This is a genomic window from Mesorhizobium sp. P2_B11, from assembly GCF_056404855.1.
Genome location: NZ_JBFUDF010000007.1, coordinates 180,371 through 193,974 on the forward strand (window position 1 = coordinate 180,371; position 13,604 = coordinate 193,974).

Genomic DNA, 13,604 nt, shown 5'->3' on the forward strand with positions numbered 1-13,604 from the left:
AAAAGTGTGAGCGGTTTTCCGTCCGGAATTGCGTAAAAACAAAGAGATAGAGCAATTCGCCGTTTCCGTGAAACGGTGAAATGCTCTAGCAGAATCAACGAGACCCCAGAGGGAACAGGTTGGTTGCCTTGACAACCCCGAATTCTGCTCCCCTGCAGTCATATTCCCAGGTGCAGCTTCGGCTTCCAGAAGGGGCGGAACAGCTCGATCTTCGGACAGCGGTTCATCACCACTTTCAAGCCAGCTTCCTCCGCCAACCGGGCGGCAGCGTCATCGCGCACCCCAATCTGACCCCACAGAACCTTGGCATTGATTGCGATGGCCTCCTGTGCAACTTCCAGCAGATCCTCGGAGCGGCGAAAAACCTCAACCATATCGACAGGCCGGTCGATGGCCGCCAGTGACGGGTACACCTTAAGCCCTCGAATTTCATCCAGACCGGAGCTGGGGTTGACCGGGATCATGTCGTAGCCGGTTTCGTGCAGCACCCTGAGAACGCCATAGGAAAACTTGGTCTTGTCGGGGCTGGCCCCGACCATCGCGATGGTTTTGACCGATTTCAGAATCTCTTGCAGATAAGCCTCCGAATAGGGCTCATCATGGTTCATATGGGTCATGTCTTGTCGTCCAGCGGGGTCGCGATATCGGCTTTCAATTCATGCGGAGCCAGGGGGTCGAGGAAGGGGTTGCGATAGAGCTTGTCGTGGCTTTCAACGCCGACCTCCAGCGTGCAGTCGCTCATGGGCCGGGCAACGCAGAGGATTATGTAGCCATTGTTGATCTGGCGGTTGTTCAGCGCTCGCTGCGCCTTTTGGTCGACTTTGCCGCTGATCATCTTGGCCGCACAGCTTATGCAGCCGCCATACTTGCACCCGTAGGGCAGGTCCACGCCCTGCTCGCGCAAGCTTTGCAAGAGGGGCTTGCGCCGATCGACGTCAAAGGCCGCGCCGCCTTGATTGGCGAGAGTGATGGTAAAGTTGGTCATACCCAGATGTCACTCGTGCAATCACCGCCGGGATAACGGGTTTCGTGGCAGCGGCTTGGTCCATTTGGTTCCTTGCCAAAATCAACGACAAACAGCGGATCAATTTCCATGCCGCCGTTTTCCGTATCGCAATTGACCATCAGCATGCATCCGCCATTGGTGCGGATTTCCGGATAGAACTGATTGTCCCAGGTCGAGAAGAGCGAGGTCGTCACGTAGAGACGCTTGCCGTCGAGGCTGAGCTGTATCATCTGCGGCCCGCCAGTCACTTTCACGCCATTGACCTCAGGTGCACGGCCGAGAAGTCCGCCCATCCACACTTGTCCGGCAAGCCTGGCGTTGTGAGGGTCCGAGATGTCGTACTGGCGGATGTCGCCATGCAACCAGTTGCACAGATAGAGATATCTATCGTCCATGCTGAGCAGAATGACCGAGATCACGCCCGGTATCGGTATCGGCCATTCGGGATGCGGCTCATTGCCGACATCGACGATTTTTTCCCATTGCCAGTCGCCCGCCGCATCCTTCCACCAATGGATGATGTTTGCCGAAAGGGCCGCGCCAACAAATCCGTGACTGCTGTCGGGATTGTGATGGAATCGCACTTCCAGTGGGATCAGGCCATCTTCACCGAGATAGAATGTCTGTTTTGGCTCCTTCTTTTCAAAATCCCAGAAATGGATCTCCCGGCCATATTTAAGATGGCCAACCTCTTCCAGGTCAAAGCCAGGCATGAAGGTGTTGGGCGCGGCCCACTCCGAGCTGACCATTACGTTATGTCGCGGTTGGTACCAGAAATCATAACCAAACTTGATACTGCCCATGGAGTTTTCCCAGCGGCCGACAATCTCGAACTCCTTGCTGAGCTGCAAATAGCCGCCGGGGGCATTGCCTTGAGCGTCGCCAAGCATGGAAACGATGATGTCCGAGCCGAGGCAATGCACAGTGTGCGGAGCCGACAGATTGGTCCTGGCCTTGATGTCAGCGCCGTCTATGACCTTGAACAGGGTCGGATTGCGGGGATCGGTGCCACAATCGACAATATGCAGATTTGACGAGCGTACACCCGGCACGATGAGATATTTCCGCTCCATGCTCGCATCGCCATGGCACGACGAACAGGCATTCCAGCCCGAGTGATGAAGCTCATCGCCAATGCCCGGCATTTGCAAACGCGAAATCACCTGGCTGTAGGTCGAACTGTCCGGGTCGACATCGATGGTGCACAGATAGTCCGGCTTCTGAATGCCCGTGCCGGTGTAGATGGCAATCGTATAGAGCAGCTTTTCGCGAGGTGCCGTCATCGCCTCGGCTGGAGAAGCATAGCCCGGTCCACAGCAATGATTGGTCATGGGTACTTCCCTTTGAACAGATCACTGGCCGGCCCCAACGGGGTCGAGCTGGAATGTTAGTGCATGCTTGGCATTGGCGCTATGGCCGGGGTGGCTTGTGAAGTGCGCACGTGACGCACAACTTGGCGACAGAGCCCCCATGGGACGCCACGTATTGACCGCCCGAGGGTTATTGAGAACCCTTGCAGCGGCCCAATCATCATCGGAGCGTATGGCAGCGAACCATAACCAGGTCAGCAACTGGTCAGGTCACGCCGATATACGCACGGCGCTTAAAGGTCCGCTTCTGGCCTTCTGAGCCCCGAAGCAGCCATTCCGCTTTCGGCCCCATTGCCGTCATCTGCGAAGTTGCATCCGATTGGCCGTTCTGGCGCTTAGCCGGTCACTGAAGCCGCAGAACATCATCCATGGAACGGCAATCGTGGCTCAGGCTCTGTCATCGCGCAAGGCATGCTTGCGTGGTCAAATTGCCAGGTGCTCCAACTCTAGATCAGCCCGCGCATCGTCAGTTCAGCCTTCAGATAGGCATAATAGATCGGCGCGGCGACAAGACCCGGCATACCGAACCAGGCCTCCATGAAAACCATCGCCAGAAGAAGCTCCCAGGCACGCGCATTGATCCGCGAACCGATAATCTTGGCGTTTGCGAAGTATTCGAGCTTGTGAATGACGACGAGAAAGGCAAGCGAGCCTATTGCTGCAAGGAAGGAGATGCTGAGGCTGACAACCACGATCACCGTGTTGGAGATCAGATTGCCGACGACCGGCAGAAGGCCGGCGACGAAAGTCAGCGCTATCATCGTCCTGATGAATGGCAGATCGATGCCCAAGGACGGCAGAACAGCGACGAGATAGATCGAAGTTAGAAACGTATTCAACGCAGAAATCCGGATTTGCGAGAACACGATGTTGCGAAAGGCCTTGCTCAGTAAGTTGACACGATCCGCCAGCGCGTCCGCCAATGGGCCAGGCTCGCCCGATGCCGCCGCCGAGCTTACCGCGATCAAGCCGCCGATCACCATGCCGACGATAATGTGGACCACCAGGACGCCGAAATCCCGACCGACGAGTTGAAGCTGGCCAGCATGTTCGCGGAGCCATCGGGCAGCGAAGACTTCCAGTTCCTCGATGTTCGACGGAAAATAGTCCATCGCCCAGGTTGGGAGATGGACGCGCGCGGTATCGATGATCTCGGCCATCTTCTTGAGGAGCGTTACGACGTTCTCCGAACCGCCAGTCAATTGCGACACGCCGCTAAAGATAGCAACGGCGATCAGGAGCATGAAAATCAATGCCACCAAGGTCAGCGCAAGGCTTTTCGTCAGGCTGCTGGAGACCCCGATTCGATGGAGCATCGGTGCGGCGAAATGAACGAGGTTGAACACGAGAAGGCCCGAAAGCAGTGCCGGAAGCAGGCCGAGCTCGAGAACGGCGACGAGCGCAACAAGCGCGAGCAGGCACGACGCGAGATAGAACCCTGGGAAAGTCAGCACTTTTCACCTGCGGAGGCAGCCAAGTCCTCTTCGGTTTCAATTAGTTTGATACCCGGTGATGCGCAAGCGAACAAGCGCGCCCAATACGTGTGTTAAGCTGTCCGAGTGCGATCTGAAACGCGATATTTGGATATGAAATCACGGAGCCCAGCTTCTGGCGCAAAGCGGTCGGCATTACCCTGGATGAAAAGGTCGGCTTTCTAGCCCCATCATCCCGAAAGCGGACGTTCCGCTTCCGGCCCAAATGCGACATCAGTTCTTCCGTTGAACATCACGAACTCCGCCAGCATCTGCCCCGATAAGCCCAAAGCAGCTTGTATGATTCAAGGCTAATATATGCTATCCCTGCGTCATGCGCGGACTGCTGGCACTTGGAATGCTGGTATTGGCGGCTACGACGGCAGCCGCAGGTGAGCCGTTGTTCGACTCCATCGCCGCCGGCGACAAGGGTGCCGTGGAGCAAGCCCTGGCAGGCGGTGCGGACGTCGACAGCCGGGCACGCGACCAGGCAACCCTCCTCATCGCTGCAGCGCTCGACAACCAGCCCGAAATCGCCGAATTCCTGGTGGGCAAGGGCGCCGACGTCATGGCGCGTAACTCGGGCGGTTTTACCCCGCTTCATGCCGCGGCCTTCTCGGGCAGCCTGCCTATCGCCAAGCTGCTGCTGGAGAAAGACGCGGTGCTCGACGATGCCGCCAACAAGGCGGGCGTTACGCCGTTGCTGGTGGCCGTTGAGGAAAACCACCTTGAACTGGCCGAATTCCTTATCGCCAAAGGTGCCGATGTGAACCATCCCGAGGGTCATGGTTACATGCCGGCAACGCGCGCATTCTGGAAGGGCAATACGGATATCTTACGACTGTTGAAACGCCATGGTGCTACCTGCCAAGCCAAAATCCTTGGCGAGGCGAACGCGGCGAAGTGCGCAGAAATCCACGATTGACGGAGGATGCAGATGAGCACGATGATCAAGTCACGACTGGTTCGGAATCTGGGGGCGGCGGCCCTGGTCGCTGTAGCTGCCGTCGCCGGCGCGGGATCGGCCTGGGCCGACGACTCGGTAAACACCGGCTATTTCGGCGGTGTGGCGATCATGGGCTACGACACGGTCGCTTATTTCACTGACGGCAAGGCCGTGAAGGGCTCCGAAGAATTCACTTATGAATGGCTGGGGACACCTTGGCATTTCGCCAGCAAGAAACACCAGGAAATGTTCATGAGCGAGCCGGTCAAGTACGCTCCTCAATATGGCGGCTACTGCGCTGGCGAAGTCGTGGGCGGTGGGGTCACGGTCAATGTCGATCCGGAAGCATTCAAGATTATCGACGGCAAGCTCTACCTGATCTACGACGTCGACAATGCGGATGATTTCGCCGCACATGCGGCTGAAAACATACCGAAAGCCGATGCCAACTGGCCGCAGGTCGCGGCCAATCTGGAGCTCGACAAGTACCACTGAGCTAGAGCAATTCCAGGAAAGGTGTGATCGGTTTTCCCGGGAAAAGCGCGAAGCGCTTTCCCTTGGGAATTGCGTAAAAACAAAGAGATAGAGCGGTTCGCCGTTTCCGCGAAACGGTGAAATGCTCTAGCTTCGTCTACTGGACGACCGTGAAGTGAAACACCTTGCTTGTGTTGACATAGGAGTAGCCTGTGCCGGCTGCGTCATTGCGTCTGTAGACGGAACCGCAGTCGGGGCGCCCGAACAGGTTCTCGCTCTGCTCGCACAAGAGATCGCCATCGACGTAGACGGTTTCGGTGACCAGCCGCGTCGTCGTGCGGAAGGCCGCCTTGCCGTCGCTCCCGATCTGAAGGAAGGCTGGTCGTAGAGCGGGTTCGATCTGGCCTTGCAGTGTATGGCCAAGGACGAGGGACGCGATCTCCGCACCCTTCAACCGGTCGCGTTCGTCCGCGGCAAAGCCGTAGGGCCATTCGGGTAGTCCTGCCTGGCGCAGCGCATTGACGATGGTCGCCAGATCCTGCGGGTTCCGGAAATGTTGAGTCATCTGCCACCCAGCCAAGGAGTCCACGTAGCTGGACCCTGCTCCGAGGCGGAGCCCATCGGCAATTGCGGCTTTCGCATCCGGTAGACGGCCGCCGCGGACATACGCCGCAGCGAGCGTAAAGCGAAAATTGGCAACTGTGGGCGCGTCGTCGCGTGTGCGTTCGAGAGTCTCGATCGCTTTCTCGGCATTCCCCTGCAGAAGAAAAACCAGTCCGGCAGCTTCCCGGTTGATGGGTGAAAGGTCGGGGTCGAGCCTGAGCGCCGTCTCGACCGCATTGGCAGCTTCGGCGTGATTGCCGGCGTATAGTTGAACATATCCAAGGGCTGCTTGCGCCTCTGCATCGCCCGGACCGAGTGAAACAGCCTTCTTGGCAGAGGCAATCGCATCTTCGTAGCGGCGATTCACGACCTGCATGATACCGAGAATGGCATAGGGCGACGAAAGGTCCGGTTCGAGTTCCAAAGCTCGGCTCGCCTTCTCATAGGCTCTCTTTTGTGCGGGCGCGCTCTGGATGATGTCGTTGAAGGCCTCGCGCCAGACATAGACGGTGGTGCGCGCGTCGGCCGCAAAGGCTTCGGCGAAGGCGGAGTCGAGCCCCTCCGCCTTTTCATAGAGCGCCAGCGCCTGCCGCAGACCGGCCAGAAGGCCGCTGCGTGACGCCGTCTCGGCTTGTAGATAGTAATCGTAGGCCTCGAGATTGTTCGTCGGCGGGCGTGCCATTCGCTCGCTCTCCGTTGCCGAAGCCTGGATACCGAGCGCTTTGGCGATCTCCCCGCTCATCTCGTCCTGGACACTAAACACGCCAGCCATGCCGCGGTCGAACCGGTTGGCCCACAGATTATCGCCGCTTGCTGTGTCGATGAGCCGGGCATTGACGCGGATTTGCTCGCCGGTGCGGCGCACGCTCCCCTCGACGACGTAGCGGACGCCAAGGTCGCGCGCGACGTCCGCCGGCGCTGCAGGCTTGTTCTTGTAGGCGAACACCGAGTTGCGCGCGATGACGTCCAGGCCGGAAAGCTTGGTGAGGTCGGTGATCAGATCCTCGGTGATGCCGTCAGCGAAATAGTCCTGGCCTGGATCGCCGTCGAGGTTTGTAAACGGCAGCACGGCAACCGATGGTCGGTCGGCCCGGGAAGATGTCCTCGATTGCCACGCAAACCATCCTGCAAGGAGCACGACGAGCAGGACCGCGATTCCTGCCATCCCAATCGCCCGGGGGGATACCGGCCGGCGAACGGCCACCTTGATTTTCCCTGCGGCTGCGGGATCCAGCAGGAGCCGGTAGGCGCGAACGGGATCGGCGATGTTCTTGAGGCGCTGCTCGCCAAGACTGGCAAAGCCGACATCAACCTTGTGCAGCGCGTGATCGAACGCCGTGCCCGAGATGCATACACCCCCTGGCTCGGCCATCGACTCCAGTCGCGCGGCGATGTTGACGCCATCGCCGTAGATGTCATTTTCCTCGACAATGACGTCGCCGAGATTGACGCCGATGCGAAACCGGATCTGGCGGGCATCGGCAGTGCCTTTGTTGCGATCGGCCATCCGACGCTGGATCATGGCAGCACACTGGACGGCATCGACGACGCTGGCGAACTCGACCAGCGCGCCGTCGCCCATGAGCTTGATCATGCGCCCGTGGAATTCCTTGATCGCGGGGTCGACCAGTTCGCGACGGCAACTTTTCAACCGCTCGAGCGTGCCGACCTCGTCCTCGCCCATGAGGCGGCTATAGCCAACCACATCGGCAGCAAGGATTGCGGTGAGCCGTCGCTCCATACCTGCCTGCGCCCTCCCGTCCGATCACGCGGCTTCGCTGCAGCCTATTCCAGTCCCGCGTCGGACGCGAGCGTGCGCAGCCGCTTTCCAGAGGGATGTCCTTCTATCCGCGAGTCCTGAGATATCACCCAGACGCGCATCTACTGAACCACCGTGAAGTGAAACACCTTGCTTGAATTGACGAAGGAATAGCCGCCGCCTTCATCGACATGGCGCCTATAGACCGGTCCGCAGTCCGGGCGCCCGAACATATTCTCGCTCAGCTCGCACAGCAGGTCGCCATCGACACGGACGGTCTCGGTGACCAGCCGCGTCGTGGAGCGGAAGGCTGCCTTGCCGTCGCTCCCGATCTGGAGGAAGGCTTGTTGGAGACCTGGTTCAAGCTGGCCCTGCAGCGTATGGCCCAGCACCAGCGAGGCAATCTCTCCACCCTTCAAACGATTGCGCTCGTCGCCGGTAAAGCCGAACGGCCATTCGGGCAAGCCCGCCTGCTGTAACGCGTCGATGATGAGAGCCAGATCCTGCGGGTTGCGGTATTGCGCACCGTTGACCCGGTATGCGGACAACGAATCGAACCCCGGTGTCGACATGGCAGCCAGTCCCTCGGCGACCGCCGCCTTGGCATCCTGCAGCCGGCCGGCGCGGGCGTAGGCGGCACCGAGCGTGACCGTGAAGTCTCCGACTGACGGTGCGTCGTCGCGGGTGCGTTCGAGCGCCTCGATCGCCTTGTCGTTGCTCCCTTGAATGAGAAAGACCAGACCGGCAATTTGCCGGTTGATGGGTGAAAGGTTGGGATCGAGCCTGAGCGCGGTCTCGACCGCTGCGGCTGCCTCGGCATGATTGCCGGCGAACAATTGCACGTACCCCAGAGCTATTTGCGTCTCCGCATCGCCGGGGCCGAGTGCGACGGCTCGTTCGACCGAAGCGATGGCTTCCTCGTAGCGGCGATCCACGACCTGCATGATGCCAAGAATCGCATAAGGCGACGAAAGGCCCGGGTCGAGTTGCAGCGCGCGGCTTGCCTTCTCATAGGCGCGCTTGCGCGCGGGCGCGCTCTGCAGAATGTCGTTGAACGATTCGCGCCAGATATAGACTGTTGTGCTTGCATCCGCCGCGAAGGCTTCGGCAAAGGCGGGATCAAGTTCCTCCGCCTTGTCGTAGAGCGCAAGCGCCTCCCGCAGCCCGTCGCGCCGGCTGGTCCGTGCTGTCTGCTCGGCACGAAGGTAGAAGTCGTAGGCTTCGAGGTTTTCGGTCGGCGGGCGCGCCATGCGCTCGCTTTCCGCTGCTGAAGGTTGCATGCCGAGCGCTTTGGCGATCTCCCCGCTCATCTCTTCCTGGACGGCAAACACGCCAGCCATGCCGCGGTCGAACCGGTTCGCCCATAGATTATCGCCGCTTGTTGTGTCGATGAGCCGGGCATTGACGCGGATTTGCTCGCCGGTGCGGCGCACGCTCCCCTCGACGACGTAGCGGACGCCAAGGTCGCGCGCGACGTCCGCCAGCGCTGCAGGCTTGTTCTTGTAGGCGAACACCGAGTTGCGCGCGATGACGTCGAGACCGGAAAGCTTGGTGAGGTCGGTGATCAGATCCTCGGTGATGCCGTCGGCGAAATAGTCCTGGCCAGGATCGCCGCCGAGGTTTGCAAACGGCAGCACGGCAACTGACGGCCGCGATGGCGCTGAGAACTTCTGCCATGCGAAAATGCCGGCAAGCACGGCGAATGCCAGAGCCGCGACACCCGCCATGATCATGACGCGCGATCCCGGCCGGTGTGGCGCGGCCACGACCTTGCCCGATGCCGCGGGATCCAGCAGCAGCCGGTACGCACGAACCGGATCGGCGATGTTCTTGAGGCGCTGCTCGCCAAGACTGGCAAAGCCGACATCGACCTTGTGCAGCGCGTGATCGAACGCCGTGCCCGAGATGCATACACCTCCCGGCTCGGCCATAGCCTCGAGGCGCGCGGCGATGTTCACCCCATCGCCATAGATGTCATTTTCCTCGACGATGACATCGCCGAGATTGACGCCGATGCGAAACCGGATCTGGCGGGCATCGGCGGTATCTTTGTTGCGATCGGCCATCCGGCGTTGGATCATGGCAGCGCACTGGACCGCATCGACGACGCTGGCGAACTCGACCAGCGCGCCGTCGCCCATGAGCTTGATCATGCGCCCGTGGAATTCCTTGATCGCGGGGTCGACCAGTTCGCGACGGCAACTTTTCAACCGCTCGAGCGTGCCGACCTCGTCCTCGCCCATGAGGCGGCTGTAGCCAACCACATCGGCAGCAAGGATCGCGGTAAGCCTTCGCTCCATGTGCGGTGTCTTCCCCCCCCTAGGTCAACGCCTCGCTGACGAGCGTATTCCAGTACTCCGTTGATTGCGAGCGTTCTCGGCCCCCCTGGGGCGGCGGTCAATGCAATCACGCAGCCCCGGTCACTTACTTTACGTTCAGCTCCATCATGTAAGGCTTCGCACTCCCGGGGGGCCGTACGCCAATGCTGGACAATTACGAGATCGACCGGTTTGGCGTGATCCACCAGATCGACGTCACGCCGATCAAGTACGACAAGAAATACATGTCCTACTACGAGGACCTGAGCGACCGCACCATCAAGCTCGGCTATCAGCGGCTTGGCTGGGTGCTGGGGATCACCGGTGAAATACCGCGGTCCGTGCTCGAGATCGGCTATGGCACCGGTACCTTCATCGAAGCCGCGAAGATTACCGGGGTTGCCGACTGCGCCGGCTGCGACATCACCAGGTTCCCGCTGCCCAAGGGTGTGCGCTTTGTCGATTGGGAGGAAGCGCTCGCCGGTTCGTGGGATCTCGTGGCCATGTTCGACGTGCTCGAGCACATCCCTGACCTCAGTTTTCTTGCTCGCCTTCAGGCCCGCCATGTGGCCATCGCCGTTCCTTACTGCCGCTGGCGTGAGCTCGGCGCCGATGGCGACGCGTGGTTCGAGACGTGGCGCATGCGTCTGCCCAACGAGCATTTGCACCATTTCGATCGGGAGTCGCTGGTGGCGCTGCTGGCGGACCACGGCTTCGAATGCGTGACGCTGAATGGATTCGAGGACGGGATCAGGTTGCGGCCGGGCGAGGCGGGTCCGAATATCCTGTCCGGCTTTTTCAGGAAGCTATAGGCCGGTTCTCTCCGCGGCAGAACCTCGTTCAAAAAAACGAGGCCCGCGAACGGGCCTCATCCCGTTGACGGCTGGCCGCTCAGCCCTTCTTCATTGCCTTCATGGCCATGTCCATGTGCATCACGCAATCGTCGGCCTTGTTGGCCTTCATGGCTTCCTTTGCCATGTCCATTTCCTTCATGGCTGCGTCCTTCTTCATGGCGTCGCCGGCCATGGCGTCCATGTCGGTCTGCAACTTCATCATCGATGCGTCGTCGCATTTCATCATCGCATCGTCTGCGAATGCCGGTTGAGCGACGACCATAGCCAAGGCTGCGGCTGCAAGTATGGATTTCAGCATGACGTTTCTCCTACCTTTCCCAATCGGGGATGAATCTCCCCCTTGTTGTTTCGGTGGCAGGCAAAAAACGTTACGCTGGCGGCCAGTTTAATATTTTCGTTCTCTCGGGGAACCTCTTCAGAGAACCAGATTTCGCGGAGCCCTGCAGGAGCGTTGCCTGGCGCGTCACCCCTTGGCCTTCACCAGCCGCTCCAGCGCATCCACGATCAGATCGCAGAATTTGGAATGGTCGAGCTTCATCGCCACGGTGTGGCGGAAGTCGGTCTGCTCGCTCGCCGTGCCGCCGAAATGGTGCATGCCGCCCATTTTTTCGAAATTGCAGACCGTCATGCCCTTGGTCCACCGTCCGGCAAGCTCGACGCGGATATCGGCCTTCTCGGTGGTGAAAACGCTTGGGTCGATCATGGCAGCCACGCAGCAGGCGTCATGGATGGCGGGATACTCGATCTGCAGGAGGCCGCCATGCGTGGTGGCGATGAATGCCCAGATATCGAGAATGAACTTGGCCATCGGGCCGCCAATGGCGCGCACCCGGTCCTGCAGGTCGGGCGTCGCCAGCGCCTGGTGCGTGAGGTCGAGCCCCACCATGGTGACGTCCCAATTGGCGCGGAAGACCACGTCGGCGGCCTCCGGGTCGCCATAGACATTGAACTCCGCCCCAGGTGTGATGTTTCCCCGCGTGTAGGCGCCGCCCATCGCGACGACCTTCTTCACACGGCTGACGATGCGCGGGTCCTTGCGCACGGCAAGCGCGATGTTGGTGTAGGGACCGACCGGCACCAGCGTGACCGTCTTCGGCTCGTGCGCCATGACCGTGTCGATGATGAAGTCGACGGCATGGCGCTTGTCGAGCTCGAACGAGGCCGGCGGCAGGTCGGGGCCGTCGAGCCCGGTCTCGCCATGGATCTCGACGGCCAGCATCTGGTCAATGAGGAGCGGGCCGGGAGAGCCTTTCGCCACCGGCACCTTGATGCCATAGGCGGTGCAGACCGAAAGCGCATTGCGCGTGGTGTTCTCGACATTGTGGTTGCCCGAAACCGTAGTGATGCCGAGGAGGTCGATGTTCGGATTGCCTGCCGCCAGCAGGATGGCGATCGCGTCGTCATGCCCGGGGTCGCAGTCGAGAATGATCTTTTCCATGGTGGTTCCTCCTCCGTCGGCCGAGTCTGCCGGGACAAGAGACTGGCGTGTTTGCGCCGTCAAGGTTCTGGTTCTCGACAGATGTAGTGCCAACCCGCTCTGCCCGACGCCGGCATCCGAAGGTTCGCAGGCTCCGGAACAACGGCTTGGCCGACAGCGGCTGAATCGACACTTCAGGCCAGCAGGCCAAGTGTCTGACATCGTTGGCGCGTTTACTCAGGCGCCACCCTTGGTAGCGCTTCTCCCATCCCCTGAACTGATTTGCATACAAATGTTTCCGGGCGGGCACGCTATGTGAACCGCTTCACCGTTGCCGCGAAATCGATCGGTTACAGAGGCCGTGCAAGAGCGGGCTCGAGGCAGCGCTCTGCTGCTGCATGGAGGTAACCGATGTTTGAAAGTCTCACCAGAATTCGCGCCGCCTTGGCGCGCGCCAGCAGGCACAGGAAGACCGTGCGGGCACTGAATGCGTTGCCGACGGAGATCCAGAAGGACATTGGCTGGACGGAATCGAAGGCGATCGATGAGATACGGCTGCCGTTCTAAGCGCAGCAACGGTCTCCTCAGATGGAGGGCAGGCTCTTGCTCTCCTTGCCTACCCCAGCCACCACCACAGCGCCGCAAGCACAAGCACGATCGCGGCGATCGACAGCCCCAGCATGATGTAGCTGCCCTTGATGATGTCGCGGATGATCTTCTTGATGCTTTCGCGGTCGTTGAGGTTGGGGAACGGCTCGTTGGGCAGCGCCACGCCGAGGAAGGCGCACAGCGGCGCCCAGCCGTCGCTGACCTTGAACACCAGCAGCTTTTCCGGTGGCACCGCCGCTATCACCTCCTCGGTGTAGGCGTTATAGCGTGCGATCGCCTTGGCGCGGTCGTCCATCACGCCGGCCAGCGTGCGCCCCCAGACCAGTTTGCTCGACATATCGCCGAATTTCCGGCCGAAGGGCGTCAGCCACTCCAGGATCTTGAACTGCCAGACATTCTTGGTGAAGTAGATCGTGTCGATGGTGCTGTCGTACCAGGCTTCGGCGCCGCGCGGGTGCAGGGTGAGCAGCACCTTGGCGTCGGGATAGGCGGCCATCAATTCGCGCCACACGCAGCAGCCGGGATTGTCGACCGTCGCCTTGTAGTTGGCAAAGACTTTGGTCCAGTCGTGCTGGCTGCCGGGCGGGCTGTTCGCCACCTTGCGCCAGAAGTCGAGATGGCCCTTGTTGGCCTTGTTGATGATGACTTCCTGCATGTGGTAGCTGGGAAAGCCGAGCCTGTTCAGCGCGGCAAAGGTCGACCATGTGCCGGTGCGGCCGAATCCGGCCCCGATGAGCTCGAGTGTCATTTACCCCCCCGTTCTTGAGACCGCTGTT

At 60.3% G+C, this 13,604-nt stretch carries 13 protein-coding genes; 4 read left to right on the forward strand and 9 right to left on the reverse strand.

Features of this window, described 5'->3' with window-relative positions; genetic code table 11:
• Positions 1-158 precede the first annotated feature (158 nt).
• The 4 genes from AC1DYJ_RS23685 to AC1DYJ_RS23700 form a co-directional block, all read right to left on the reverse strand.
• A complete protein-coding gene (locus AC1DYJ_RS23685) occupies positions 159-608 on the reverse strand; it encodes a CoA-binding protein (protein ID WP_477282629.1) in 450 nt (149 codons plus the stop codon).
• A 5-nt stretch (positions 609-613) separates the two neighbouring features.
• Positions 614-985: a 2Fe-2S iron-sulfur cluster-binding protein gene (locus tag AC1DYJ_RS23690; protein ID WP_477282063.1), complete on the reverse strand. Its 372-nt coding sequence runs from the start codon at positions 983-985 to the stop codon at positions 614-616.
• Positions 982-2,337 carry a selenium-binding family protein gene (locus AC1DYJ_RS23695; protein ID WP_477282065.1) on the reverse strand — a complete coding sequence of 452 codons (1,356 nt, stop codon included), beginning with the start codon at positions 2,335-2,337 and terminating at the stop codon, positions 982-984. The genes AC1DYJ_RS23690 and AC1DYJ_RS23695 overlap by 4 nt, the downstream gene beginning before the upstream one ends.
• 485 nt (positions 2,338-2,822) lie before the next feature.
• Entirely contained in the window at positions 2,823-3,830 is a 1,008-nt protein-coding gene (locus AC1DYJ_RS23700) for an AI-2E family transporter (protein WP_477282067.1), read from the reverse strand.
• A 352-nt stretch (positions 3,831-4,182) separates the two neighbouring features.
• Between AC1DYJ_RS23700 and AC1DYJ_RS23705 the strand changes: the two genes are divergently transcribed.
• Positions 4,183-4,773, forward strand: a complete 591-nt coding sequence (locus AC1DYJ_RS23705) for an ankyrin repeat domain-containing protein (protein WP_477282069.1) — start codon at positions 4,183-4,185, stop codon at positions 4,771-4,773.
• A 12-nt stretch (positions 4,774-4,785) separates the two neighbouring features.
• A complete protein-coding gene (locus AC1DYJ_RS23710) occupies positions 4,786-5,289 on the forward strand; it encodes a YHS domain-containing (seleno)protein (protein WP_477282070.1) in 504 nt (167 codons plus the stop codon).
• Between the two features lie 136 nt (positions 5,290-5,425).
• Here the strand turns inward: AC1DYJ_RS23710 and AC1DYJ_RS23715 are convergent, their stop codons facing one another.
• Together AC1DYJ_RS23715 and AC1DYJ_RS23720 are read right to left on the reverse strand one after the other, a co-directional pair.
• Complete coding sequence (locus AC1DYJ_RS23715) at positions 5,426-7,612, reverse strand: adenylate/guanylate cyclase domain-containing protein (protein WP_477282072.1); 2,187 nt, start codon at positions 7,610-7,612, stop codon at positions 5,426-5,428.
• A gap of 140 nt (positions 7,613-7,752) precedes the next feature.
• Positions 7,753-9,930 (reverse strand): adenylate/guanylate cyclase domain-containing protein, encoded by a 2,178-nt coding sequence (locus AC1DYJ_RS23720; RefSeq protein ID WP_477282074.1) that lies wholly within the window; start codon positions 9,928-9,930, stop codon positions 7,753-7,755.
• 182 nt (positions 9,931-10,112) lie between these two features.
• Here AC1DYJ_RS23720 and AC1DYJ_RS23725 point away from each other — a divergent pair, with 182 nt between their 5' ends.
• A complete protein-coding gene (locus AC1DYJ_RS23725; RefSeq protein ID WP_477282076.1) occupies positions 10,113-10,760 on the forward strand; it encodes a class I SAM-dependent methyltransferase in 648 nt (215 codons plus the stop codon).
• A 79-nt stretch (positions 10,761-10,839) separates the two neighbouring features.
• Here the strand turns inward: AC1DYJ_RS23725 and AC1DYJ_RS23730 are convergent, their stop codons facing one another.
• Positions 10,840-11,100, reverse strand: coding sequence for a hypothetical protein (locus AC1DYJ_RS23730; protein ID WP_477282078.1), 261 nt, complete (start codon positions 11,098-11,100; stop codon positions 10,840-10,842).
• A 165-nt stretch (positions 11,101-11,265) separates the two neighbouring features.
• Positions 11,266-12,240, reverse strand: coding sequence for a nucleoside hydrolase (locus AC1DYJ_RS23735; protein WP_477282079.1), 975 nt, complete (start codon positions 12,238-12,240; stop codon positions 11,266-11,268).
• A 390-nt stretch (positions 12,241-12,630) separates the two neighbouring features.
• On the opposite strand from AC1DYJ_RS23735, the gene AC1DYJ_RS23740 reads away from it, so the two are divergent.
• Positions 12,631-12,786: a DUF1127 domain-containing protein gene (locus tag AC1DYJ_RS23740; RefSeq protein WP_142867119.1), complete on the forward strand. Its 156-nt coding sequence runs from the start codon at positions 12,631-12,633 to the stop codon at positions 12,784-12,786.
• Between the two features lie 49 nt (positions 12,787-12,835).
• On the opposite strand, the gene AC1DYJ_RS23745 is transcribed toward AC1DYJ_RS23740, so the two are convergent.
• Complete coding sequence (locus AC1DYJ_RS23745; protein ID WP_477282081.1) at positions 12,836-13,576, reverse strand: sulfotransferase family protein; 741 nt, start codon at positions 13,574-13,576, stop codon at positions 12,836-12,838.
• Between the last annotated feature and the right edge of the window lie 28 nt (positions 13,577-13,604).